We start from the raw sequence: 24,834 nt of genomic DNA, 5'->3' as shown, positions 1-24,834 counted from the left end.
CCGGATGCCACAGATACCAGGGGATGAAAGGACGGTCATGGAAATCACGAAGGCGTTGACGAAGCTCAATGGCAATGTGAAGAGGCCGGTGTTCGTGCTGCTGCACGGCTGGGGGTCGAACGAATACGACCTGCCCGACCTGCTGCGGTTCTGTGCACCGGACGCGGACTATGCGTCATTGCGTGCGCCGATCGACTACGGCATGGGGTACACGTGGTTCGGTACATGGGACCATGAGGGTGTACCGACCGGCGCGTCGCTGGACGAGCAGGCCCTGGCCGCGGCCGAGGCCGTGGACCGTTGGGTGGCGGCGAACATCCCCGTCGACCGCGACGTGGTGACGATGGGCTTCTCGCAGGGCGGGCTGCTGGCCGGTCATCTGCTGCGGGTGAATCCCGAACGGTATCGGGCGGCGGTGTGCTTCTCCGGATGGCTGGCACCGGGCGCGCTTGAGGGTGACGACCGTCTCGCGACCATCGCTCCCCCGGTGTTCTACGGCCATGGGGCCGCCGACACCATCTTCCCCGAGGAGGATGTGGCGGCGATGGGCGCGTTCTGGCGGAAGCATGGCACGCTCACCGAGAAGGTGTATCCGGGCATGGCGCACAGCATCAACATGCCCGAGATGCGTGACGTGGCCGCGTTCCTGCAGTCGATCGGTGCGGCAGGGCCGGTGTTCTGACGGCGGTTCGCTTTCACCCCAAGGAGAGCGGGCATCAGGGTGCCTCTCCCCTCAGTCGGCTTGCGCCGACCGGCTCCCCTCGGCGAGGGGAGCCGGTCGCGATAGGCGACTCCATGGACGGGGTCAACGGGACGGTCCCCCTCAGCGGGGGAACCGGTTGGAGATGGGCGATCGCCGCGATTCATAGTTCGCGGGATCGCTGTGCGGCCGCGGAGACGGCCTTCATCACGGTGCCGCGGAAGCCTGCCTCCTCAAGCACGGCGTATCCGGCGATGGTGGTGCCGGCCGGCGAGGTGACCATGTCCTTGGCCGCGGCCGGCGTCATACCCTTGTCGAGAATCAGCTTGGCCTCGCCCAGGCAGGTCTGCGCGGCCAGACGGTAGGCGGTGGCGCGCGGCAGCCCCTCCTTGAGTCCGCCGTCGGCGAGCGCCTCGATGAACATGGCCACGAAGGCGGGGGCGCTGCCGGAGAGTCCGGTGACGGCGTCGAGCAGGTGTTCGGGCACGAATTCCACGATGCCGAGGGATTCGAACAGCTCCTTGGCGAACGTCTTTTCCTCCTCGGTGAAGTCGCTGTCGGCGCTCAACGCGAACGCGCCGGCGCCGACGAGGGCCGGGGTGTTGGGCATGAGCCGCATCACGCGGGCCTCGCCCTCCACGGTGTCGTGCACGCGTTCGGCGGTCACGCCGGCCATGATGGAGAGGATGGCCTTGCCATCGAAGGAGCCGGCCCTGACGGCCATGTCGGCGAACATCTGCGGCTTGACGGCGAGCAGGACCATGTCGCTGGCGGCCACCACGCCACGCTCGTCGGCAGCGGTGTTCAGTCCCATGTCCTTCGCATACGCGATCTTGCCGTCGTTGGGGTCGTAGACGGTGACGTCGCCCGGCTCGACCACGCCGTGTTCGATGGCGCCGCCGATGATAGCGCCGCCCATGTTGCCGAATCCGATAACGCCGATATGCTTTCCAGCCATCATTTGGTCCTTTCCGATGCGTCGTCGGGCGGTTGGGAACGGCGTCCGATCGTCCGCTCCCCATCCGCCATGACTGGAACGCAGTCTAGTTTCGCTATATATCGTATGTGCAACGTCGTCGAAAAGCCGACGTTACCTGCCGCATCCCGCGTTACCTGCCGCATCCTGCATGGACGCTCCACGCGGGATGCCCGGTACGCGGCGCCTACTCCGTCCGCAGCGCGGTCGCCGGGTCCTGCCTCGCGGCCTTCTTCGACGGGATCAGCCCGCCGATCAGAGTCAGCACCATGCTCAGTATGACGAGGATGATGCCGCCGGGGACGGGCAACACGGCGTTGACGTCGTCGTTGCCGATGAGATGATGCAGCAGCTGGTTGCCGGGGATGAGCAGCAGCAGCGTGACGCCGATGCCGATGAGTCCGGCGAGCAGGCCGATGATGCCGGTCTCGGCGTTGAACACCTGGGAGATGTTGCGCTTCGACGCGCCCATGGCGCGCAGGATGCCGATCTCCTTGGTGCGTTCGAGCACGGAGATGTAGGTGATGATGCCGATCATGATGGACGAGACGACGAGCGACACGCTCACGAACGCCATCAGCACGTAGGAGATGACGTTGATGATGGTGGTCACGGAGTTCATCATCAGTCCGACGTAGTCGTTGTAGACGATCTTGTCGTCTTTCTTCACGCCGTCGTTGTAATGGCTGATGGCGTCGCCGACGGCGTTCTTGTCGTCGAAGCTGTCGGTGTAGATGCTGATGGAGGTCGGCGCGTCGCGGCCGACGACGCCGAACGCGGCGAGGTTGTCGTCGTAGTCGCCGCTGGAGACGTACTGGTCGTAGATCTTCACCAGCGTGGCGGTCGGCGCGGAGGCGATGTAGGCGTCGAACCGGTCGGCGAGCTGCTGTTCGGTCATCGCGCCCATGGCCGCGGACGCGCCGGACGCCCCCTGGGCGGCATAGGCGGAGGCGGCGCCCGACTGCGCCGCCGCTCCCGACTGCGCCGAATCGCCCATCATGCCGCGGGCCATGTTCGCCTTGTCGCTTACGCCCAGGGATGCCACGTAGGTCTTCGCGTCGGCGGCCTTCGCCTTGTCGTCGGCCGGGGAGAAGGCGAGGTCGTTGAGCACGTTCCTCTTCGGCGAGGCCTTCTGCGCCTTGACGATGGCGCTGTCGTTCGCATAATCGATGAGGTAGTTCGTCAGGTCGCGCGTGTATCCGATGCCGGAGGCGAGCGGCGTGGTCTTCGAGTCGGCGTGGGGCCTCACGACGCCCACGATCTTGAGTTTCATGGCCTTGTCGGCGAGCTTGGCGACCTCGTCCTCGTCGTCACCGACGTACTGGTAGGTGCCGTCGGCGTTCCTCACGTACTGGTCGGCGGCGGGCACGAGGCGCAGCGTCTGGTCGAGCGCCTTGTCGTAGTCGATCCGGCCGGTGTCGGTCTTGACGTCCTTGCCGTCGTTGATCTTCGTCATCATGTCGGTGTAGTCGCTGGCCGGCAGCAGGCCGATCTCGTACAGCGTGGTGAGCGAGACCTTGTTGTCCTGGTCGAGCACGAGCACCACCTGGTCCCTGGCCTTGGGCCACGAGCCCTTGATGACCTCGTAGTTGTCGGTGATGACCCTGCTGACCCGCTGGCCGTCCTTCGTGCCGGGCATGATCTCGTTGAACGATTCGGGCGCGGTGTTCTCGTCGGTCTTGCCGGTGATCATCGACATCTGCGTGCGTTGGATGTCGGCCATGTTCGACGACGACCGCGCGCCGAGCGACGCCATCTTCGACGACATCGCGTCGTCGGACTTCGAGCCGATGGTCACGCCGTCGGCGCTGACCAGCGTGCCCTTGGGGTCGCGGTCGTAGACGGAGAACTTCACGTCGTAGGAGTATTGGATGCCGTTGGCGCCGACGTACTTATGGATCTCGCTGTTCGGGTCGTCGAGATACTTCTTGAATCTGCTGAGGTTGTTCTTCGTGATGGAGCTGGTGAGATTGGACACCTGCTTGATGCCGGAATCGTCCGGATAGATGCCGTCGGTCTTCGCCGACGCGCTGCGCCCTTCCTCCGCGTCGGACATCTGCGACTTCATGATGCTCGTCATGTCGAACGACTGCGACTGTATCTCGATGGGGTATGACGTCATGGTGTCACGTTGGATGTTCGTGATGTACGTGTTCACGCCCGTCGATATCGACAGGATCAGCGCGATGCCGATGATGCCGATGGAGCCGGCGAACGAGGTGAGGATGGTCCGAGCCTTCTTCGTGCCGAGGTTGTTGAGGCTCAGGGCAATCGATGTGGTGAACGACATGGACGCCCGGCCCATGGACTTGTACACTGCGGGCGCGGCCTGCGCCGTCTCGGGCTCGAACGGGTCGGAGTCGCTGCGGATGCGGCCGTCGCGCAGCTCGACGATGCGCGTGGCGTATTGCCGGGCGAGTTCGGGGTTGTGCGTGACCATCACGACGAGCCGGTCCCGGGCCACCTCCTTGAGGAGGTTCATGATCTGCACGGACGTGTCGGAGTCGAGCGCGCCGGTGGGTTCGTCGGCCAGCACGATGCCGGGGTCGTTGACGAGCGCGCGGGCGATGGCCACGCGCTGCATCTGCCCGCCGGACAGCTGGTTGGGGCGCTTGTCCACGTGGTCGCCGAGGCCTACCTGTTCGAGGGCCTTGCGGGCGCGTTCGCGGCGGTCGGATTTGGGGATGCCGGATATGGTCAGGGCCAGTTCCACGTTGGAGAGGATGGTCTGGTGCGGGATGAGGTTGTAGCTCTGGAACACGAAGCCGATGGTGTGGTTGCGGTAGGAGTCCCAGTCACGGTCCTTGTACCGTTTCGTGGAGATGCCGTTGATGACGAGGTCGCCGTCGTCGTAGCGGTCGAGGCCGCCGATGATGTTGAGCAGCGTGGTCTTGCCGGAGCCGGATGGGCCGAGGATGGCCACGAATTCGCTGTCGCGGAGGTTGAGGCTGACGTCGTCCAGCGCCTTCTGGACGAAATCGCCGGTCCGGTATTGTTTGGAGATCGACTTGATCTGTAGCATGACCCGTCTCCTTGGGATATGGCCGAATACAAAAGCACCGTATCATATCCGAGCCTCCGGGGGCGTGGTTCGGCTCCCCGGCGAACGCCCTCGGCCACGGGGCGGGGATGCCCCGCGCCCTCAGGCGAGCGCGCCGGCGTGGTTCGCGGAGACGGGCCCGTGGCGTCGTCACCGCTTCTCGCGCAGCGGCAGATGCATGTGCGATTCGACGTCGTCCCATGAGACCGGATATCCGGCGCCGTGGGCGCAGAACACCGAGTCGGGCGTGTTCTCCAGATCGGATTCCGGGTCGTACGCGGCCTGTTCGATGACGGTTTCGGCGTTGTGGCAGGGATGGTATCCGCCGAACGTGCAGACGATGTGTCCCTGCCCGTGCGTGTAGGCGTTGACGTCCATGGCGTAGTCGCGCATCTCGGAGACCGGGGCCGTGCCTTCGAGCACGGCGCGCTCCCCGTCCGTCCGGGGCTGGCCGAAGTCGCCGCTCATGCGCTGCACGTCGGCCATGGCCCGGCCGAGCATGTCCTGCGGCGTTTCGAGACGGAAACGGTACCAGGGTTCGAGCAGACGGCAGTCGCCGCGCTCCCTGGCGCGCATGAGCCCCTGACGCACGGCACGGTAAGTGGCCTGGCGGAAGTCGCCGCCCTCGGTGTGCTTGAGGTGGGCGCGGCCGTTGACGAGGGTGAGGCGCATGTCGGTGATGGGCGAGCCGGTGAGCACGCCGAGATGCTCCTTCTCCCTGAGGTGGGTGAGGATGAGACGCTGCCAGTTGCGGTCGAGCACGTCCTCGTCGCAGTCGGTGGCGAAGCTCAGGCCGCTGCCCTCCCTCGTCGGTTCGAGCAGGATGTGCGCCTCGGCGTAGTGGCGCAGCGGCTCGAAATGCCCGACGCCCTCGACCGGTGCGACGATGGTCTCCTTGTACAGGATGCCTCCCGGGCCGAAGCGCACGTCGAGGCCGAAGCGGTCGTGCATCATCTGCTGGACGATCTCCAGTTGGACGGCGCCCATGAGCTGCACGCGGATCTCCTGCAGCCGCCCGTCCCATGCGACGTGCAGCAGCGGGTCCTCGTCGCCGAGCTCGCGAAGGGCGACCAGCGCCTTGTGGGGGTCGTGGTCGCCGGGCAGCACGGTGTAGGTGAGCACGGGTTCGAGCACCGGTTCACCGGCGTCCGGTTCGCATCCGAGCCCTTCTCCGGGGAAGGTGCGCGTCAGTCCGGTGACGGCGCAGATGTCGCCGGCCCGGGCCATGTCGGTGAGCGTGAACTTCGCACCGGAGTATACACGCAGCTGGTCGGCCTTCTCCCGCCACGCCCCCTGCCCCGTGGCCGCGGCCACATTGTCGGGTTGCGCGTCGTCCCCGTTCGTCAGCCATGACTTCACGGGCAGGCGCCCGCCGGTGACCTTCAGCCAGGTGAGCCGGTTGCCCTGCCTGTCGTGCGAGATGTTGAACACGCGGGCGCCGAACCGTTCCGGATATTCAATCCGCCGCGTATACCGCTCCAGACCGTCGAGGAGCCCGTCGACGCCGTCGAGCTTCAGCGCCGAACCGAAATAGCAGGGGAAGAGCCGGCGCGCGGCGATCATCGAACGCAGACGGTCGTCGCCGACCATGCCGCCGTCGAGGTAGTCGTCCATGGCGGCCTCGTCGAGCAGGGCCACGTCCTCGCGCTCCCCCGGCCCCGGCTCGACGCCGAAGTCCACGCATCCTTCGCCGAACCGGCGCTGCAGCCGTGCGAGCAGGGCGTCGTGGTCGGCGCCCACGGCATCCATCTTGTTGACGAACACGAACGTCGGCACCCTATAGCGTTCGAGCAGCCGCCACAGCGTCTCGGTGTAGCCCTGCACGCCGTCGGGGCCGCTTACGACGAGTATCGCGTAGTCGAGCACGCGCAGGGTGCGTTCCATCTCGGCGGAGAAGTCCACATGCCCCGGGGTGTCCAGCAGGTTGATGCGCAGGCCGCCGTGTTCGACGATGGCCTGCTTGGAGAAGATGGTGATGCCCCGCCGTTTCTCCATATCGTCGGTGTCGAGGAAGGCGTCGCCGTGGTCCACGCGTCCCAGGGAGCGGATTTCGCCGGAACGGTAAAGCATCGCCTCGGAGAGCGTGGTCTTGCCGGCGTCCACGTGCGCGAGAATCCCCACAACGGCCTGTTTCATATGCATCCCGCCATTATATAGATCGGTTTCACCCAATGGGGTTGCCGAATGACGGGCGTCACGGAAGTGGCGGGCTCCCGCCGTCCCGCCCCTCGGTGCCGTTGACGGCCGTTTCCAGGAACGAACGGCCTCACGACTCGCGTTGTGGATGGCTATAGTCCCAGAATCCTTGCGGCGGTGCCGTACAGCACCTTGCGCTCCTCCGCCTCGGGCAGATGCCAGTCGCGGATATTGCGCACGCCCTGCGCGATGGGCCCGAGCGGGAACGAGGATCCGAACAGCACCTGGTCGGGTATCATGCGTTCGGCGGCCTGCCGCAGTTCGGGCGCCGCGTTGCCGCGTGTGCCCTCGAAGTCGGCAAGCAGGTACAGGTTCGTGTTCATGAAGGCGATCGGCACCATTTCGGCCACCCACGGCCATCCGGCGTGCGAGGCGATGAACGTGAGCTTCGGGAACTCACGGACCACATGGTGGATCTGCCTGGGGATGGTGTTGTCTATGAGATCGCTTGCGAAGGCGCTGACCGTGGCCATGACCGGCACGCCGAGCGTCTGGAGCCGTTCGTAGAGGGGGAATATCCGCTCGTCGTCGAACCGCACGTCGTTGCCGCCCAGCGGTTCGATGGAGACGCCCTTCGACCCCTTCGCCACGACATCGCGTTCGATGACGTCCAACGCCTCCTCCGGCTTCGCCACGTCGAGGAACGGGAAAACGAGGAACCGTTCGGGGTCCTTGGCGGCATATTCGAACAGTTCGGCGTTGGTGGTGTCGTAGACCTTGCGGCCCGGAAGCACCGCCTTGACTACGCCGGCCTCGTCGAGCTCGCGCTTCAGTGATTCATAGCTGCGGTCGGTCGCCGCGTCGGTGATGTCGTAGCCGAATCCGGAGAAGAACCGTCGTACCATCGCATCGGAGAAGCCGCTGTTGTAGTGTTCGCTGAATGGCCTGAGCCTGAAGTCGATGATGGGCTGCGAATCGGTCATTGAAGTCCCCTCCCCAAAAGGAAAATGCGTATAGCGGAAATTCTAGGATGCCCGGGCCCGCGCTCGGGCGCATCGGGGATTTCCCGCTATACGCGTTATCGATGACCGGCTCAAACCGACCGTCATGCCGTCTATTCGCAGGCCACGCCGTCGCCGTCACGGTCGAGTTTCGTGGAATAGCCCGGGTCCCCGCGATGCAGCGGCGCCTTGCCTGCGGCGCGCACGGCGGCGCAGTTCCTGTAGCTGACGCTGGAATCGGACGACGAACCCGACGAACCCGACGCCGTGGATGCACCCGCCGAAGACGGGGAGGACGCCGCGCTTGGCGTGCTCGCGCTGGACGTGGGGCTGGGCGTGACGGTCCACGTGTGCGCGGATTCCGTGGATTCCGTGGCATTGCCGCCTGATGTGGGCACGGTCTGCGTGGGGCATGTGGCGAGGATGGTGGCCATGGCGTCATGCTCGGCCTGCGTGACCCACAGCGAGTATTTGGCCTTCACGCCGATCTGCCGTGCCACGTAGGCGCAGCGGTAGGACTTGTTCGCCGGCAGCCAAGTGGCGGCGTCGCCGTCGCTTTTCTGCTGGTTGGCGGGACCGTCCACGGCGAGCAGGTTGTAGGGGTCGTTGGCGAGCCGCTTGCGCTTGTCCGCGCCGATCTGCTGCGCCCCCTTCTGCCAGGCGTCGGACAGGGCGACCACATGGTCGATCTGCACTGCGGACGAGGTGTTCTGGCCGCGCTTGAAGTTGATGGTCCTGCCGGTGTAGGGGTCGGCGAGCGTGCCGGATGTGACGACGCAGTTGTGGGTGCCGGAGCGGTAGGTCACGTTCTGCATGTCGCGTGCGAGGATGTCGTTGCGGGTGTCGCAGCCGTTGCCGTCGACGTCGGCCCATGCGGGGCCGAACTGTTCACGTGTGTAGCCGGTCTTCGGGGCGCGGCCCTTGACGGGCAGTTTGGCCAGCGCGTCGGTGGCCTTCGTCCTGCTTCCATCGGTGCCGTTATCGGTGTCGTTCGGCGTGGTCGCATCGTTCGGCGTCGTCGATGACGATGATGCCGACGAAGACGAGGAAGACGAAGACGACGCCGCGGATGATGCCGACGAGGCCCCGGTCGAGTCCCCGCATGAGGACAGCATGCCCAGAGCCGCCAGGCAGGCGACGGCCGCGGCGAGCGATCGGCGGCATCCGCCGGTACGTGGATTATGCGAATCGGTCATGGTTTCCTTTCCTTGTCCATGCGCTCATGCTGCCCATGCGCTCATGGTTGCCGTGTTTGCGTTCGCATGCCGAGCGCGAAAGAAGGGGCTGCGAACCGTTTGACCACGGTTCGCAGCCCCTGTCTGCCCGCCGCGATGGAATCCGCGGCGGGCACGGATGGGCGTCAGGCCTTGGCGACCTCCACGCCGAGTTCCTTGACGTCGGCGGCGACGATGTCCACGCCGGCCTCGGCCAGGGTCTCATGCGCGATGAGGTCCTTGAACTGTTCGGCCTTGGGGGCGTCGGCGACGGGCACGGTCAGCTTCAGGCTGATGCGGTCGGCGATGTCGAGGCCGGCGTCCTTGCGGGCGTCCTGCACGGCGCGGATGGCGTCGCGCGCGTAGCCTTCGGCCAGCAGGTCGTCGTTCAGCTCGGTGTCGAGGATCACGAAGCCGCCGGTCGGCAGCGCCGACGACACGGAGTTGGCGGCCTCTTCGGCGTTCTCCTCCTCCACGCGGTTGATGAGCTCGTACTCGCCTTCGACGAGCGCGATGTCGCCGTTCGGCGTCTCGGCCACGGGGGCGCCGTCCTCGCCGACGTGCCATGCGCCGGTCTTGGACGCCTTGATGGCGAACTGGACGTCCTTGCGCAGGCGCTTGCCGGCCACGCGCGCGTTGACGCGAAGCTCGTGCACGATCCGCAGTCCCTGCGTGGCGGCGTCCTCCATGGTGCAGAACTCGATGTCCTTGACGTTGAGTTCGGACTTGAGGATGTCGGTGTAGGGTTCGACGGCGGCCACGTCCTCGGCGACCACGGTGAGCTTGGCGAGCGGCTGGCGCACGCGGATCTGCTGGGCCTTGCGCAGTGACAGCGTGCCGGAGACGACCTCGCGCACCTTCTCCATGGCGGCGACGAGCCCGTCGTCGGCCACGAGGGTCCGGCCCAGCTCGGTCGGCTCGCCGGTCTTCTCGTCGGCGAGGAACGGCCAGTCGGCCAGATGCACGGATTCACCGCCTGTGAGGCCGCGCCAGATGGTCTCGGTCTCCATCGGGGCGAGCGGCGCCATCACGCGGCACAGCACCTCAAGCGCGGTGTACAGCGTGTTGAAGGCGTCGGCGTCCTCGTTCCAGAAGCGGTCGCGCGTGTTGCGGATGTACCAGTTGGTGAGCATGTCGATGAAGTCGCTCACCTCGTCGCATGCGTCGGAGATGGCGAACTCGTCGAGGGACTTCTGCACGTTGGCCACGAGCTTGCGCAGACGGGCCAGCAGGTAGCGGTCCATCTCGGGCAGGGAGGCCGTCTCGTCGGCGCGCAGCAGGCGGGCGTCGAAGCCTTCGCCCTTGTCGGCCGCGTTGGCGTAGAGGGTGAAGAAGTAGTAGGAGCTCCACAGCGGCAGCATGACCTGGCGCACGGTGTCGCGGATGCCTTCGGACGTGACGATGAGGTTGCCGCCGCGCAGGATCGGCGAGCTCATGAGGAACCAGCGCATGGCGTCGGAACCGTACTTGTCGAACACGCCGTTGACGTCCGGGTAGTTGCGCAGGTGCTTCGACATCTTCTGTCCGTCGGAGCCGAGCACGATGCCGTGGCAGATCACGTTCTTGAACGCCGGACGGTCGAACAGGGCGGTGGCCATCACGTGCAGCAGGTAGAACCAGCCGCGGGTCTGGCCGATGTATTCGACGATGTAGTCGGCCGGGAAGTGCTGCTCGAACTTCTCCTTGTTCTCGAACGGGTAGTGGAACTGCGCGAACGACATGGAACCGGATTCGAACCAGCAGTCGAGCACGTCCGTGATGCGGCGCATGTGGCTCTTGCCGGTCGGGTCGTCGGGGTTGACGCGCACGAGGTCGTCGATCCACGGACGGTGCATGTTGACGTTGCCGTCGCGATCGCGCGGATAGTCGCCGAAGTCGGCCTTGAGCTCCTCAAGGGAGCCGTAGACGTCCACGCGCGGGTACTTCGGGTCGTCGCTCACCCACACAGGAATCGGCGAGCCCCAGAAGCGGTTGCGGGAGATGGACCAGTCGCGGGCGTTGGCGAGCCACTTGCCGAACTGGCCGTCCTTCACGTTGCCGGGGATCCAGTTGATCTCCTGGTTGAGTTCGAGCAGACGCTTCTTGATCTTCGTGACGGAGACGAACCAGGAGCTCACCGGCTTGTAGATGAGCGGGGTGGCGCAGCGCCAGCAGTGCGGGTAGGAGTGCACGTAGCTCTTCTCCTGCAGCAGGATGGCGCGGTGCTCCTCGGGGATAGCGGCGAGCGGGCCGTCGCCGTTGCGCAGGTTGCGCAGGATCGGCTTGTTCGCGTCGAACACGTACATGCCCTCGTAGTCGGGGCACTGCGCGGTGAAGCGGCATCCGGCGTCGAGCACGTCGGTGCTCCTGATGCCCTTGGCGTTGAGCGTGTTCATATCGTCCTCGCCGTAGGGGGCCTGATGCACGAGGCCGGTGCCCTCGACGGTGTCGACGTAGTCGGCGGTGAAGATCTGGTAGCCCTGCGGTCCGGGCACGTGGCCTTCGGACTCGGCCTCGTCGCCCGCGAAGTACGGGAACACCGGCCAGTAGCGCCATCCCTCCATCTCGGCGCCCTTGAGCTCGCGCACGATCTCGTAGTTCTCGCCGAGCTCCTTCTCGTACTTGGAGAGCAGCGGCTTGCCGAAGTAGAACTTCTTGCCGGCGTACTTGCCTTCGGTCGGGCGGACCTCCACGTAGTCGATGTCGGCGCCGACGACGATGGCGAAGTTGGTGGGCACGGTCCACGGAGTGGTGGTCCAGAACACGGCGTAGGCGTCGTCCTCGTCGCGCAGCTTGACGGCCACGGAGACGGTGGTGTCCTGACGGTCCTGGTACACGTCGGCGTCCATGCGCAGCTCGTGCGCGGACAGCGGCGTGCGGTCCTTCGGGCAGTACGGCAGCACACGGTAGCCCTGGTATGCCAGCCCCTTGTCGTACAGCTGTTTGAACGCCCACATCACCGATTCCATGTACGGGATGTTCAGGGTCTTGTAGCCGTGCTCGAAGTCCACCCAGCGCGCCTGACGGTGCACGTAGTCCTGCCATTCGTTCGTGTACTTGAGCACGGAGGCGCGACAGGCGTCGTTGAACTTGTCGATGCCCATCTTCTCGATCTGGTCGACGGAGTCGATGCCGAGCTCCTTCTGCGCTTCGAGTTCGGCGGGCAGGCCGTGGGTGTCCCAGCCGAACACGCGGTTGACCTTGCGGCCCTTCATGGTCTGGTAGCGCGGGATCACGTCCTTGGCGTAGCCGGTCAGCAGGTGGCCGTAGTGCGGCAGGCCGTTGGCGAACGGCGGGCCGTCGAAGAACACGAACTCGTTCTGGCTGTGGTCGCCGGACGGGTTGCGTTCCACGGACTTCTGGAAGGTATCGTCCTTGTCCCAATAGTCGAGGGTCTTCACCTCAAGATCGGGAAAGCTGGGGTTCGGCGCGACGTGCTCCAGGCTGGAGTCCGCCGCGGCCTTCGGGAACTTGTTGCTCACCGCTATCTCCTCGTCACATGCCGAGGATCTCACCCCGGCGCATCTTCTTCGGTCGCCGAGGACGATTGCGATATCCGCCCGTTCGTGACCCGCACATAACGGGCGCGATCGTGGGCGCATACCGAACCGCGGTACCACCTCGCTTGCCGCATCCCGTCCCGTAACCTCATGGAACGTCGATGCGACCGCTTGTCCTGGGCTGTGTCGGGCCCTCCCGCCGGTTCTAATAAGTCGGACGTTTCGCTTTCCGACCGTTCTTCCGGAAGCTCCCCGCTGATGACGGATCGATGCTCACCGCGTATATGATAGCACCGCCGCGCGAACGGCAGGAACGTCATCCCAACGTACGCCCACGGAATACGCCCCGCCCCACGAAATCCATCGGGATCATCCGCTGACATCGCAAACGACGATCGGGACACGGCATCATCCCCGCCCCGGCCTGCCGTCATGCGCGCTCATGCGAATATACGCGGCATGCTCACGCAGATACCGGCGCAGATAGGGTATCGCGAAATCAACCTTCCCATATCCCACATCCCGAATCACCTGCGCATCGATCAGACGCGTCCGATAGATATTCGCGTATCCGACGTCCTTGCCCATGCGTTCGGCGATTGTGGATGTGGAAGAGGGGCCGTCATCCTGGGCCATCGCCAGCAGATAGGTCTTGTCCACTGGAGACAAGCCGTCAAGTTCGGGACCGTGCACGGTATCGCCGAGCCGGCTCAGGGCATTGGCGACACCCTCACTTGCATCATCCTCACTGACCGACATGCCCTTCCCGGCCGCCGCACCATCACGTTGACGCCGATAGGCGATACGCCAGACGTGGTATCCGACGAGCTGAATCATGAACGGATATCCCTCGGTCGCATCGACCGCCATACGCAATGCGTCGCCGCCTATGGCGATGCCGGATTCCTCGAACGTATCGATGAACGCGCCCCTCACTTCGGCAAGCGGAATATCGCCGAGACGTTCGGACTGCGCCCGCCGAAGAAACGTCAGAACATCATCATTGAGCCATTTCGACACGATGATCGGCAAGCCGGCAAAAACGAATGCGATGTTCCGTTCCTCGCGGGTGAGATGCTGCACCGCCGTGGCGATGGCGACCATATCCCCACGGGCCGTCGATTGGGCCTCATCCACGGTAATCAACAGGCCGGCCCTCCGACGCTCCAGGACGTCGAGACGCCGCCCCATGGCCTCGCGCAACGTCAATGGCATCCGCTGCGAGGACACACTGGCCTCCCCCAGCGAAAGACCTCCGAGACCGGCGACGGACAGGGATGGCTTCACGGACAGGTTCACCGACGGCTTATTCGGAACGAACCGTTCCAGCAGACGTTTGGCAAGACCGTCGGAGGCGGTCTCGTCGATCACCTCCCATTTTCGCTCCCTTGCGATGCGTCCGAATTCGGTCAGCATCACCGTCTTCCCTACTCCGCGCGCGCCGGTCACGCACATAAGACGGCCGGGCGCCCCCGGACCATCGTCTAGCCCTTCCACGAAATCATCGATGATTCCGTCTCGTCCGACAAGCAATGGCGGCATACGTCCGGCAGTGGGCTTGAACGGGTTCGCTTTCCTTGGAGACATGCCGCCGCCTTTCTTCCACACGGACAATCCCGTCTCGTACCGAGATGATCGAATTGCAAGAATACAAAAGTCTTAAAATTATAAGAGAATATAAAACATTATAAAAGAATATAAAAGACTATAAAACTCAGACAGGCACGTTCCACATGTTCCGCCCCGGTCATGCGGCGGCACCGGACAGGTTGGGATCGTTCGGACGCGGGCGTTCTCCGGCTTGGCGGCGTATCCCGGATTCGTCAGGCTGTTGCGACGCTTCGTCGTGCGACGATCCGTCGACAGACGGAACCATACCGGGAGCAGCTTGACACGTTGACGCTCGCGACCCGATATAACGCGGTCATGAATACGGCATACGCAGGATATTGTTCAATACATGAAGGAGAATTCATGAAGTATGGGACCGAGGAGGGCCACCGTGGCCTGGATCTAGTGATGGAGACCATGCTCAACGACTACTGCAACAAGCGTCACGGCGGGAACGAGTAACGACCGAAAACGCCCTGAATATGCGAGACATCGCCATATTCAGGGCGTTTTTTGAATCTACTCCAGTTCCACGGCACCGGTGTAGAGCTGGTAGTACTCGCCCTTCTGGGCGATCAGCTCGTCGTGGTTGCCGCGTTCGATGATTCGTCCGTGGTCGAGCACCATGATGACGTCGGAATTACGCACGGTGGACAGGCGATGCGCGATGACGAACACGGTGCGGCCCTTCATCAGGTTGTCCATGCCGGCCTGCACGACCTCCTCGGTGCGGGTGTCGATGGACGACGTGGCCTCGTCGAGGATGAGCGCGGGCGGGTCGGCCACGGCGGCGCGGGCGATGGAGATCAGCTGGCGCTGGCCCTGCGACAGGCCGCTGCCGTCGCCTTCGAGCACGGTGGCGTAGCCTTCCGGCAGCATGCGGATGAAGCCGTCCGCGTTCACGAGCCTCGCGGCCTCGATGCATTCCTCGTCGGTGGCGTCGAGCCGGCCGTAGCGGATGTTGTCCATCACGGTGCCGGTGAACAGGTTCACGTCCTGCAGCACCACGCCGAGCGAACGGCGCAGGTCCGGCTTGCGGATGCCCTTGATGGAGATGCCGTCGTAGAGGATCTGCCCCTCCTGGATGTCGTAGAACCGGTTGATGAGGTTGGTCACGGTGGTCTTGCCAGCGCCGGTCGCGCCCACAAGCGCGATCTTCTGGCCGGGTTTGGCGAACCAGGTGATGTCGTGCAGCACGGGCTTGGCCGGGTCGTAGCCGAAGGTCACGTCGGTGAAGCGCACGTCGCCGCGCAGCAGCGTCAATCGTCCGTCCGGCGAGGTCACGGCCTGTTCGCGGGCCTTGACCGCCACCTCGCGCGCCTGGCCGTGCAGCTTCTCGGCGGCGCGCAGCGAACGCGTGCCGTCGTCGCCCGCCTCGCGCTTCCACGCCCAGTGGCCGGTCTCGTGGTCGGTCTCGGTCATGGTGCGGCCGTCGGCGCCGAGCTCCACGTTCACGAGGGTCACGGTGCCACCGTCCTCCTCCACGGGCTCGTCCATGAGGGCGAAGATGCGGGAGGCGCCGGCGATGGCCATCATCACCATGTTGAGCTGCATGGAGACCTGGCCGATCGGGTTGATGAACGAGCGGGAGAGCGTAAGGAGCGAGACCAGCGTGCCGAGGGTAAGCGGACCGGCGCCGGTCAGGCCGAAGTTGCCGAGTCCGGCGAGCGCAACGGCACCGCCGATGATGGCCATGAGGATGTACAGCAGGTATCCGAGGTTGCCGACGATCGGCATGGTCACGTTGCCCCACGTGTTGGCCGCGGCGGCCGACCGGAACAGTTCCTCGTTCTTCTCGTCGAAGGTCTTCTGCGTGGCCTCCTCATGGTTGAACACCTTGATGACCTTCTGCCCGTTGACGGACTCCTCCACGAAGGCGTTGACGTCGCCGAGCCACTGCTGCTGCCTGATGAAGAACCGTCCGGCGCGGCCGACGACCTTGCGCACGATCCACAGCAGGCCGATGGTGAAGACGATCGTGAACGCGGTGAACGGCACGGACAGCCACAGCATCGACAGCAGCGCGGCGAGCGCGGAGACGCCCGCGGAGAACATCTGCGGGAACGACTGGCTGATGGCCTGGCGCAGGGTGTCGGTGTCGTTGGTGTAGTGGCTCATGATGTCGCCGTGCTCATGGGCGTCGAAGTAGCGGATGGGCAACCGCTGCTGGTGGGCGAACATGTCGTCGCGGATCTTCTTGAGCGTGCCCTGTTCGACGGTGACGACGAGCCACATCCACAGCCAGCCGCTGACGATGCCGGCCACGTAGAGGCAGCCGATCAGGGTGATGGCCTGGATGAGCGGCCCCCAGTCGGGGTTGGCCACGCCGACGAGCGGCAGGATGTAGTCGTCGATGAGGGTCTGCAGGAACAGCGCGGAGCCGGCCTGCGCGGCGGCGCCGATGAGGATGCATGCCACGATGACGACGACTCGCGCCCGGTATTGCAGGATGTAGCCGAACAGGCGTTTGACGGTGCCGGGGGCGGGCTTGCCCATGGCGGGTTTGCGGCCGGCGAACGTGTTCCTGTCCTTCTTCCGGGACTGCTGCGACTGCTGGGATTGCTGAGAGTGCTGCGACTGCTGGGGCATTATCGGGCGCCTCCTTCGGTTGCCTGCGGATTGGTCGTCGTCCCCGTCGTCCCCGTCGTGCCGGTTGCGTCGGGGTTGCCGGTCTCATCCGGGCCTGCCTGGTTCTTGGTCTGGGATTCGTAGATGGAACGGTATTCGTCGCAGGTGGCGAGCAGTTCCTCATGCGTGCCGCGGGCCATGATGCGGCCGTGGTCCATCACGAGGATCATGTCGGATTCCTGCACGGAGGCGACGCGCTGGGCGATGATGATCTTCGTGGTGTCGGGGATCTCGTCGCGGAACGCGGCGCGGATGGACCGGTCGGTCTTGGTGTCGACGGCGCTGGTGGAGTCGTCGAGGATGAGGATCTTCGGCTTCTTCAGCAGTGCGCGGGCGATGCACAGGCGCTGCCGCTGGCCGCCGGAGACGTTGGTGCCGCCCTGTTCGAGCATGGTGTCGTATCCGTCGGGGAACTCCTGCACGAACCCGTCGGCCTGGGCGAGGCGACATGCGTGACGCAGCTCCTCGTCGGTGGCGTCGGGGTTGCCCCAGCGCAGGTTCTCGGCGATGGTGCCACCGAACAGCACGTTCTTCTGCAGCACCATGGCCACCTGGTCGCGCAGCGGTTCGAGGTCGTAGTCGCGCACGTCCACGCCGCCGACCCTGAGCGTGCCCTGCGAGACGTCGTAGAGGCGGGGAATCAGCTGCACGAGCGAGGATTTCGCGGAGCCGGTGCCGCCGACGATGCCGATGGTGGCGCCGGAGGGGATCGTCAGGTCGATGTCGTCGAGCACGGGCTTCTCCGAGCCGTCGGAGTAGCGGAACGTCACGTGGTCGAATTCGATGGATCCGTCGGCCACCTCGCGCACCGGATGCTCGGGGTCGGTGACGGTGCTTTGCTCCTGCAGCACCTGGGTGATGCGTTCGGCGGAGGCCTGCGAGATGATGATCATCACGAACATCATCGACAGCATCATCATGGCCATGAGGATCTGCATGGCGTACGTCACCAGCGCGGTCAGGTCGCCGGTGGTCAGTCCCACGGCGGGGTCGTTGCCGGAGGCGACGATCTGGTTGGCGCCCATCCACGAGATCAGGATCATGGATCCGTAGACGCACAGCATCATCAGCGGCATGTTGAAGCTCATGATGCGTTCGGCCTTGGTGAAGTCCTTGAAGATGCGCCGCGAGATGCGGTCGAACTTGGAGACCTCGTAGCCTTCGCGGTTGAACGACTTGACCACGCGCACGCCCTGCAGGTTCTCGTCGACCACGTTGTTGAGTTCGTCGTATGTGTGGAAGACGCGCTCGAACACCGGGTGCACGAGCACCGCCAGTCCGCACAGGCCGATGGCGAGTATGGGGATGCAGGCGAGGAACACCATGGAGATCGACGGGCTGATGCGGAACGAGAAGAACCATGCGACGACCACCATGATCGGCGCGCGCACGCCCATGCGGATCATCATCATGTAGGCGGTCTGCAGGTTCGTCACGTCGGTGGTGAGCCTGGTGATGATCGAGCCGGTGGAGAACCGGTCGATGTTGGTGAAGCTGAACCGCTGCACCTGCTCGAACTGGTCGTGGCGCAGGTTCTTCGCGAATCCGGCTGCGGCCACGGCGGCGAAGCGTCCGGCGAGGAAGCCGCAGCTCAGCGACACCGCCGAACACAGCAGCAGGATGAGGCCGAACCGGACGATGGCGTCCATGTTGCCGCCGGTGATGCCCTGGTCGATGAGCATGGCCATGACCGTGGGGATGAGGATCTCAAGGATGCTTTCGACGGCCACGAACGCCGGCGCGAGCAGGCTTTCCCTCTTGTATTCGCGCATGGACGCGCCCAATGTGCGGAACAGATGCCGCGGCCGGGCCGGCCTGCCCTGCTTCGCGACGTCGGCGGTTGCGGTGCTGGTCACTTGTCGTCCTCCTTCTTCATTGGCTTGGTGTCGTCGTTATGCGGGTCGTCGTTGTGCGGGTCGTCGTTGTGCGGCGCATCGTTTTCGGCGCCGTCGTGTCGCTGGTGGCGCATGGCCCCCGTCCTCCCGTTCGCCGTCTCGAACACCCGCTGCGCTTCGGCGATGTTGTCGCGCATGCGCCGCACGTAGTCGTATACGGCGTTTCGTTCGTGCTCGGAGAATCCGGCGACCAGCCGGCGTTCCATGGCCTCGCCGTTCGCCTTGAGGTCGGCGACGATGGAGTCGGCCTTGGCCGTCAGCACGATCTTCTTCAGCCGGGCGTCGTGCGCGACCGGCTCGCGCACGATCAGCCCCTTCTTCTCCATCAGCGACAGCACGCGCGACGCCGTGGACCGGGTGATGCAGAACTTCCGTTCGATGGTGTGCTGATAGACGTCCCTGTCGCGGTTGCGCGAGAGGAACATGATGATGTGCGCGTTGCCGCCCGTGGCGTCCGCCGCCGATTCCGGCATGGTTTCGCCGAGATACCGGTCGACGGATTTGCATAGGGCCCGCAGCTCCATGCTGAGCACGCGTTTGTCCATACGATTCCCCGATCCATGGTGGTTCATGACATGCGGGAACGAACGTCCCGATTGTTGCATATGCAACAGAGGATGATAATAAAGGGCATATACAACAGTTGCATATACAACTTTTCGGCGTGTCGTGACATCGGAACGTATGCCATGCCAGGGCGAATGACATGCCGGACGAACGCACGGACGAACGCCTCATGACGATGGCCGGCCGACGCGATCGCCGTTCGATGTCGTCGGCCGGTGAGCGGGACGTCAGGCCGCTTCGGAAAGCCTGGGCGCGGGCGATGTCTCCTCGCCGCCGTCACGTCCGGGGGTGTGGCCGTCCGCCTGGTTGCGCGCATCGTGCACGGCCTCGGCGGCCTGGCGTTTGGCCTCGGCCTGCTTGGCGGCGGAGATCATCAGCTTGATGCGGTTGAGCTGGTTGGCCTGCGAGGCGCCGGGATCGTAGTCGATGGAGACGATGTTCGCCTCGGGATGCTGACGCCGGATCTCGCCGAACATGCCGCGGCCGGTCACATGGTTCGGCAGGCAGGCGAACGGCTGGGCGCACACCACGTTCGGCGCGCCCGATTCGATGAGTTCGAGGATCTCGGCGGTCAGCAGCCATCCTTCGCCGGCCTGCACGCCCACGGACGTGACCTCCGCGGCCTTCTTCACCAGCTCGGCCATGGGCAGGTCCTGGGAGAACTTGCCGTTGGCCGTGGCGATGGCGCGACGCACCGGGTTGAGGTAGCGGTCCAGCCCCCAGCGCATCACGGCGTACGCGAACTGGTTGCCGCCCATGCCGAGGTTGCGCTTGTTCCAGTCGGTGATGTACGGCTTGGTGGTCATGAATTCCATGATGCCGGGCACCACGGCCTCGCATCCCTGGGATTCGATCACGTCGACCACATGGTTGTTCGCGTCGGGATGGTATTTGACGAGGATCTCGCCGACCACGCCCACGCGCGGCTTGCGGGGGATGTCGCGCAACGGCAGGGCGTCGAACGATTTGACGATCTCCTTGAGCAGGGTCGGATACGGCAGGAACCCCTTGCCGATCCTCTCCTTGGCCGTCCCGGAGAAGCCGTGATGCTCGATGACCTCGCGGACGATCGTGTCCCACATGCGGTACAGCTCGTCCGCGCTGCCCTTGACCTTTTCGTACGGCCGCACACGGTACAGGCACTTGAGGAACAGGTCTCCCACAATCAGCGCCTTGACCGCCCGGTGCAGCAACGCCGGCGTGGGCGTGAAACCGGGGTTGGATTCCAATCCCTGCGTGCTCAGCGCGATCACCGGCACCTGCGGGTAGCCTGCGTCGATGAGCGCCTTGCGGATGAGGCCGAAATAGTTGGTCGCACGGCACATGCCGCCGGTCTGCGTGATGGCGAGCGCCACCTTGTCGGGGTCGTACCTGCCCTCGACGATGGCGTTGACGAGCTGACCGATGACCATGATCGCCGGGTAGCAGGCGTCGTTGTTCACGTATTTGAGGCCGAGCTCCACGTCGTCGCGGCTGGCGTGTTCGAGGATGTCGAACTTGTAGCCGCCGGAGCGGATCACCGATTCGATGAGCGACATGTGCATGGGGCTCATCTGCGGCGCGACGATGGTGTAGTCCTTCTTCATGGACTTGCCGAAGGGGATGCGGTTGGCGTACTTCGACATGGTGGCCGTGTTGTGGGCGTTCTTCTTCACGGCGCGTTTCGTCTGTTCGCTGGCCTTGGGATTGCCTTCCATGACGGCGTCGAGCAGCACCTGGCGTCCGGCTGTGGGCGCCTTGGAGCCGGTCCGGCGGAATTCGCCCTTGGCTGGCCGGTCGGGGCCGGGCCTGCCGCCGGCGACGGCGTTCCCCGCGCCGGGGCCTCCGCCCAGCTCGATGGCGTATGGGTGCTTCACGAATCCGGCGTCGATGTTCGCGGCGGGCGCGGCCTTGTCCATCTCGGCCTGTGCGGCCTCAAGCTGGCGACGCGCCTCCTCGTACCTGGCCTGGGCCTCGGCGAGACGGTTCTCGGCCAAGGTCTCGCGGCGCACCTGTTCGGCGGTCTTCCGCACGTCGGCGGCCTGACCTGCGGCGGCCTGTTCCTCGCTCGCCTTGTTGGCCTCTCGCTCCTCGACGGCCGCCTTGAGCGAGCGGAGACGGATCTTGGCGGCGCCGAGGTTGGACACCTCGTCGATCTTGAGCAGCGTGTATACGTCGGCCTTGTCGGCGAGGATCTCGGAGACCTGGTCGGTGGTGATGGCGTCGAGGCCGCAGCCGAAGGAGTTGAGCTGCACGAGTTCGAGTCCGGGATAGGAGGCCACGAAGTTCGCGGCCGCATACAGTCGCGAATGGTAGGCCCACTGGTTGGTCACGCGCAGCGGCATGCGCGTCACCTTGCGGTCGCCCACGTGGCGGAAGCCGGCCGAATCCTTCTCGCGCGGGTTCTTCTCCCCCGCCGCGAGATAGTCGCTCAGATGCAGGTCCTCGCCGGGCTGCAATTCGCAGATGGAGTCCTCGGAAAGCACGACCATGCCGAGCGCGCAGATGGTCTCGGGGATGCCGTGGTTGATCTCGGGGTCGATGTGGTAGGGCCGGCCCGCGAGCACGATGCCGCGGCAGTCGTGCTCCTTCATGTAGGCCAGGGCCTTGAGCCCCTCCTGCTGCACGTCGTGCTTGAAGAGCTTGTCCTCGGCGTAGGCCGCCTTCACGGCCTCCTCGGCCTCCTCGCGGGAGACGTCCGCCCACGCGAACTCCTCCACGATGCGGTCGACCATGAGGTCGTGGTTGGCCAGGTTGAAGTAGGGGCGCATGTACCGGATCGACGGGTCGCGCAGTTCGGGCATGTTCGCGCCGATCACGACCGGATAGTTGGCCACCACCGGGCAGTTGTAGTGGTTGTCGGTGTTCTCGACGAGGTTCTCCTCATAGGAGACGCACGGGTAGAAGATGGTCTTGATGTTCTTCTTGAGCAGCCACTTGATGTGCCCGTGCACCAGCTTGGCCGGATAGCAGATGTTCTCGGAGGCGATGGAGTCGATGCCCGTCTCGAACAGTTCATGGCTGCTGCGGCCGGAGATCATCACCTTGAAGCCCAACCGGGTGAGCAGCGTGAACCAGAACGGGTAGTTCTCGTACATGTTGAGCACGCGCGGGATGCCGATCTCGCCGCGCGTGGCCTTCTTGTCGGTGAGCCTGCGATAGGAGAAGCACCGCTTGTACTTGTATTCGTAGAGGTTCGGACGGTCGGAGCGCTGCTTGTTGCGGTCGCCGCCTCGCTCGCACCGGTTTCCGGTCACATAGCGCGAGCCGTCGGCGAAGGTGGTGATGGTGAGCTTGCAGTGGTTCTGGCACAGCTTGCACACGTCGCGTTCCGACGTCATCGACAGGTTGTCGAGCGCCTCGCCCGTGAGGATGGACGAGCGCCTGCCCGGCTCGTCGTCATCGTTGTAGTGCATGCGCGCGGTGAGGGCCGCCCCGTAGGCGCCCATGAGGCCGGCGATGTTCGGACGGGTCACCTCGCGTTCGGTGAGCAGCTCGAAGGCGCGCAGCACGGCGTCGTTGAGGAACGTGCCGCCCTGCACGACCACGGTGTCGCCGAGTTCGCCGGCGTCACGCAGCTTGATGACCTTGTACAGCGCGTTGCGCACCACGGAATAGCACAGGCCGGCCGCGATGTTCTCGATGGACGCGCCCTCCTTCTGCGCCTGCTTGACAGACGAGTTCATGAACACGGTGCAGCGGGAGCCGAGGTCGACGGGATGGTCGGAGGCCAGCGCCTTCTGCGTGAACTCCTGGATGGTCAGGCCCATGGACTGGGCGAACGTCTGGAGGAACGACCCGCAGCCGGAGGAGCAGGCCTCGTTGACGGCGATCGAATCGATGACGCCGTCGTTGATGGCCAGGTATTTCATGTCCTGGCCGCCGATGTCGATGACGGCGGTGACGCCGGGGCTCACCATTTCGGCGCCACGGTAGTGGGCCATGGTCTCCACCACGCCCTCGTCGAGATGCAGGCCCGTGGTGATGAGCCCTTCGCCGTAGCCGGTGGCGCAGCTGCGCGCGATCCACGCGCCTTCCGGCAGCTCGCTCTGAATCTTCTTGACGATGTTGACGGCCGCGGTCAGCGGGCTACCCTCGTTGTTGGCGTACGACGACCAGACGATCTCACGGTCGTCGTTGACGAGGGTGGCCTTGATGGTGGTCGATCCCGCATCGATGCCAAGGAAGTGGGGGCCGTGCGCGCCTTCGAGGGTGCCGATGTGGATGTGTTCGCGATGATGCCGTTCGTTGAAGCGCTCACGGTCCTCCTCCGTGTCGAACAGCGGGGGCATGGTGGGCGTGTTGCTCGGCAGGTTCTTGAGGTTCTCCAGCGCGGCGAGGATGTCATCGAGCGTGCGCGGCTCGTAGTGCGTGGTGCCGTCCTCCGTCTCGTCGCCGGTCTCCTCGCCGGCGAGCAGGGCAGCGCCGTAGGCCACGTACAGATGGGCGGATTCGGGGGTGATGAACTCCTTGACCTGGTCCTTCAGCGCGCGGCGGAACGCCTCGCGCAGTTCGGAGAGGAAGAACAGGGGGCCGCCGAGGAAGATGACGGTGCCGCGGATTGGGCGGCCGGAGGAGAGTCCGGCGATGGTCTGGGTGGCCACGGCCGTGAAGATGGAGGCGGCCAGGTCGGGCTTGGCCGCGCCGTCGTTGATGAGCGGCTGCAGATCGGTCTTGGCGAACACGCCGCATCGCGACGCGATCGGATAGAGCGTCTCGTACCGTTTGGCCATGTCGTTGAGGCCGGTGGCGTCGGTGTCGAGCAGGGTGGCCATCTGGTCGATGAACGCGCCGGTGCCGCCCGCGCAGGAGCCGTTCATGCGCTGCTCGGGCGTGGGCTTGAGATACGTGACCTTGGCGTCCTCGCCGCCGAGCTCGATGATGACGTCGGCCTGCGGGTATTTCGCATCGATGGCCACGGTCTCGGCGATGACCTCCTGCGAGAACAGGACGTGCAGGTTGTCGGCGAGGCCGAGGCCGCCGGAACCGGTGATGGAGAGACGCACCGGCTCGTCCTCGCGGTGCAGGTCGGCCAGATGCGCACGGATGTCGGTGAGCAGTTCGGCCACCGTGGCACGGACATTGGCGTGATGCCGCCGATAGTCGGCGTAGAGAATATGCTGCCCGGGTGCGGCGAGCGGGGACTCCTCCCCCACCGCCGCCGTCGAGCCGTCCTTATCAAGGACCACCGCCTTCACCGTCGTCGATCCGATATCCAGACCGATTCTGATGTAGTCGTTCGTCTTCAACTCCGGCATACCTGTTTCCTTCATCCGTTCGTGTGCCATGTTCACGTTCCCGGCCGTGGTCTCACGTCTTCCCATGGTCCTTCCCCATGGCGTCCTAACCTCACGCTCCCGCACGGTGTTTCATTGATGGACCCATGATGAATCGTAGTCGGCGGGGCGGAACGACTGGCGACGATTCCCATGAGATTCCTCACAAAACGGCTCTTCGGGTGTTTGTGTGGGTGTGGATCACTGGTCCGGCCTGCTGGTTATTGGCGTCCGGGGAGTTGTAGGTCGAGTCCTCCGCATTTGAGCATGACGAGGCTGATGAGGTTGTCGAGGTTGCGGTAGCCGTAGCCGATCTTGATGGTGGTCTTGAT

General features: G+C 64.9%; 12 protein-coding genes. 1 reads left to right on the top strand and 11 read right to left on the bottom strand.

The window, feature by feature from the left end:
* The first annotated feature begins 37 nt into the window (after positions 1-37).
* Positions 38-682: an alpha/beta hydrolase gene (locus DF200_RS08305; RefSeq protein ID WP_109137807.1), complete on the top strand. Its 645-nt coding sequence runs from the start codon at positions 38-40 to the stop codon at positions 680-682.
* A gap of 181 nt (positions 683-863) precedes the next feature.
* Here the strand turns inward: DF200_RS08305 and proC are convergent, their stop codons facing one another.
* The 11 genes from proC to DF200_RS08250 all read right to left on the bottom strand — a co-directional run bounded on the left by proC (position 864) and on the right by DF200_RS08250 (position 24,484).
* On the bottom strand, positions 864-1,658 hold the full coding sequence (proC, locus tag DF200_RS08300; RefSeq protein WP_109137817.1) for a pyrroline-5-carboxylate reductase: 795 nt from the start codon (positions 1,656-1,658) through the stop codon (positions 864-866).
* 205 nt (positions 1,659-1,863) lie between these two features.
* Positions 1,864-4,698, bottom strand: coding sequence for an ABC transporter ATP-binding protein/permease (locus DF200_RS08295; RefSeq protein ID WP_109137806.1), 2,835 nt, complete (start codon positions 4,696-4,698; stop codon positions 1,864-1,866).
* Positions 4,699-4,866: 168 nt separating this feature from the next.
* A complete protein-coding gene (locus tag DF200_RS08290; RefSeq protein WP_109137805.1) occupies positions 4,867-6,852 on the bottom strand; it encodes a GTP-binding protein in 1,986 nt (661 codons plus the stop codon).
* A gap of 152 nt (positions 6,853-7,004) precedes the next feature.
* Positions 7,005-7,835 (bottom strand): amidohydrolase family protein, encoded by an 831-nt coding sequence (locus DF200_RS08285; protein ID WP_109137804.1) that lies wholly within the window; start codon positions 7,833-7,835, stop codon positions 7,005-7,007.
* Positions 7,836-7,966: 131 nt separating this feature from the next.
* Positions 7,967-9,049 carry a GmrSD restriction endonuclease domain-containing protein gene (locus tag DF200_RS08280; RefSeq protein ID WP_241520205.1) on the bottom strand — a complete coding sequence of 361 codons (1,083 nt, stop codon included), beginning with the start codon at positions 9,047-9,049 and terminating at the stop codon, positions 7,967-7,969.
* A gap of 164 nt (positions 9,050-9,213) precedes the next feature.
* The gene (gene ileS / locus DF200_RS08275) at positions 9,214-12,528 is read right to left on the bottom strand and encodes a mupirocin-resistant isoleucine--tRNA ligase (RefSeq protein WP_277725228.1); all 3,315 of its coding nucleotides are present in this window, start codon (positions 12,526-12,528) and stop codon (positions 9,214-9,216) included.
* 426 nt (positions 12,529-12,954) lie between these two features.
* Positions 12,955-14,088 (bottom strand): ATP-binding protein, encoded by a 1,134-nt coding sequence (locus DF200_RS08270; RefSeq protein ID WP_241520208.1) that lies wholly within the window; start codon positions 14,086-14,088, stop codon positions 12,955-12,957.
* A gap of 588 nt (positions 14,089-14,676) precedes the next feature.
* The gene (locus tag DF200_RS08265; RefSeq protein ID WP_241520207.1) at positions 14,677-16,653 is read right to left on the bottom strand and encodes an ABC transporter ATP-binding protein; all 1,977 of its coding nucleotides are present in this window, start codon (positions 16,651-16,653) and stop codon (positions 14,677-14,679) included.
* A 92-nt stretch (positions 16,654-16,745) separates the two neighbouring features.
* Positions 16,746-18,557 carry an ABC transporter ATP-binding protein gene (locus DF200_RS08260; RefSeq protein ID WP_109137814.1) on the bottom strand — a complete coding sequence of 604 codons (1,812 nt, stop codon included), beginning with the start codon at positions 18,555-18,557 and terminating at the stop codon, positions 16,746-16,748.
* Positions 18,558-18,637: 80 nt separating this feature from the next.
* On the bottom strand, positions 18,638-19,225 hold the full coding sequence (locus tag DF200_RS08255; RefSeq protein WP_109137801.1) for a MarR family winged helix-turn-helix transcriptional regulator: 588 nt from the start codon (positions 19,223-19,225) through the stop codon (positions 18,638-18,640).
* A 249-nt stretch (positions 19,226-19,474) separates the two neighbouring features.
* Complete coding sequence (locus DF200_RS08250; protein WP_241520204.1) at positions 19,475-24,484, bottom strand: acyl-CoA dehydratase activase-related protein; 5,010 nt, start codon at positions 24,482-24,484, stop codon at positions 19,475-19,477.
* Positions 24,485-24,834: the final 350 nt, after the last annotated feature.

Origin of the sequence: Bifidobacterium catulorum (assembly GCF_003129925.1) — a bacterium.
In the GTDB taxonomy this organism is placed as follows: Bacteria; Actinomycetota; Actinomycetes; order Actinomycetales; family Bifidobacteriaceae; genus Galliscardovia; species Galliscardovia catulorum.
The sequence above is the reverse complement of the archived record's forward strand: the minus strand, read 5'-3'. Positions and strand labels throughout refer to the sequence as shown.

Bases quoted from the DNA above. Each gene is read 5' to 3' on its own strand.
- DF200_RS08305 (WP_109137807.1), top strand. From the start codon at position 38: ATGGAAATCACGAAGGCGTTGACGAAGCTCAATGGCAATGTGAAGAGG.
- proC (WP_109137817.1), bottom strand. From the start codon at position 1,658: ATGGCTGGAAAGCATATCGGCGTTATCGGATTCGGCAACATGGGCGGC.
- DF200_RS08295 (WP_109137806.1), bottom strand. From the start codon at position 4,698: ATGCTACAGATCAAGTCGATCTCCAAACAATACCGGACCGGCGATTTC.
- DF200_RS08290 (WP_109137805.1), bottom strand. From the start codon at position 6,852: ATGAAACAGGCCGTTGTGGGGATTCTCGCGCACGTGGACGCCGGCAAG.
- DF200_RS08285 (WP_109137804.1), bottom strand. From the start codon at position 7,835: ATGACCGATTCGCAGCCCATCATCGACTTCAGGCTCAGGCCATTCAGC.
- DF200_RS08280 (WP_241520205.1), bottom strand. From the start codon at position 9,049: ATGACCGATTCGCATAATCCACGTACCGGCGGATGCCGCCGATCGCTC.
- DF200_RS08270 (WP_241520208.1), bottom strand. From the start codon at position 14,088: ATGCCGCCATTGCTTGTCGGACGAGACGGAATCATCGATGATTTCGTG.
- DF200_RS08265 (WP_241520207.1), bottom strand. From the start codon at position 16,653: ATGGGCAAGCCCGCCCCCGGCACCGTCAAACGCCTGTTCGGCTACATC.
- DF200_RS08260 (WP_109137814.1), bottom strand. From the start codon at position 18,557: ATGCGCGAATACAAGAGGGAAAGCCTGCTCGCGCCGGCGTTCGTGGCC.
- DF200_RS08255 (WP_109137801.1), bottom strand. From the start codon at position 19,225: ATGGACAAACGCGTGCTCAGCATGGAGCTGCGGGCCCTATGCAAATCC.
- DF200_RS08250 (WP_241520204.1), bottom strand. From the start codon at position 24,484: ATGCCGGAGTTGAAGACGAACGACTACATCAGAATCGGTCTGGATATC.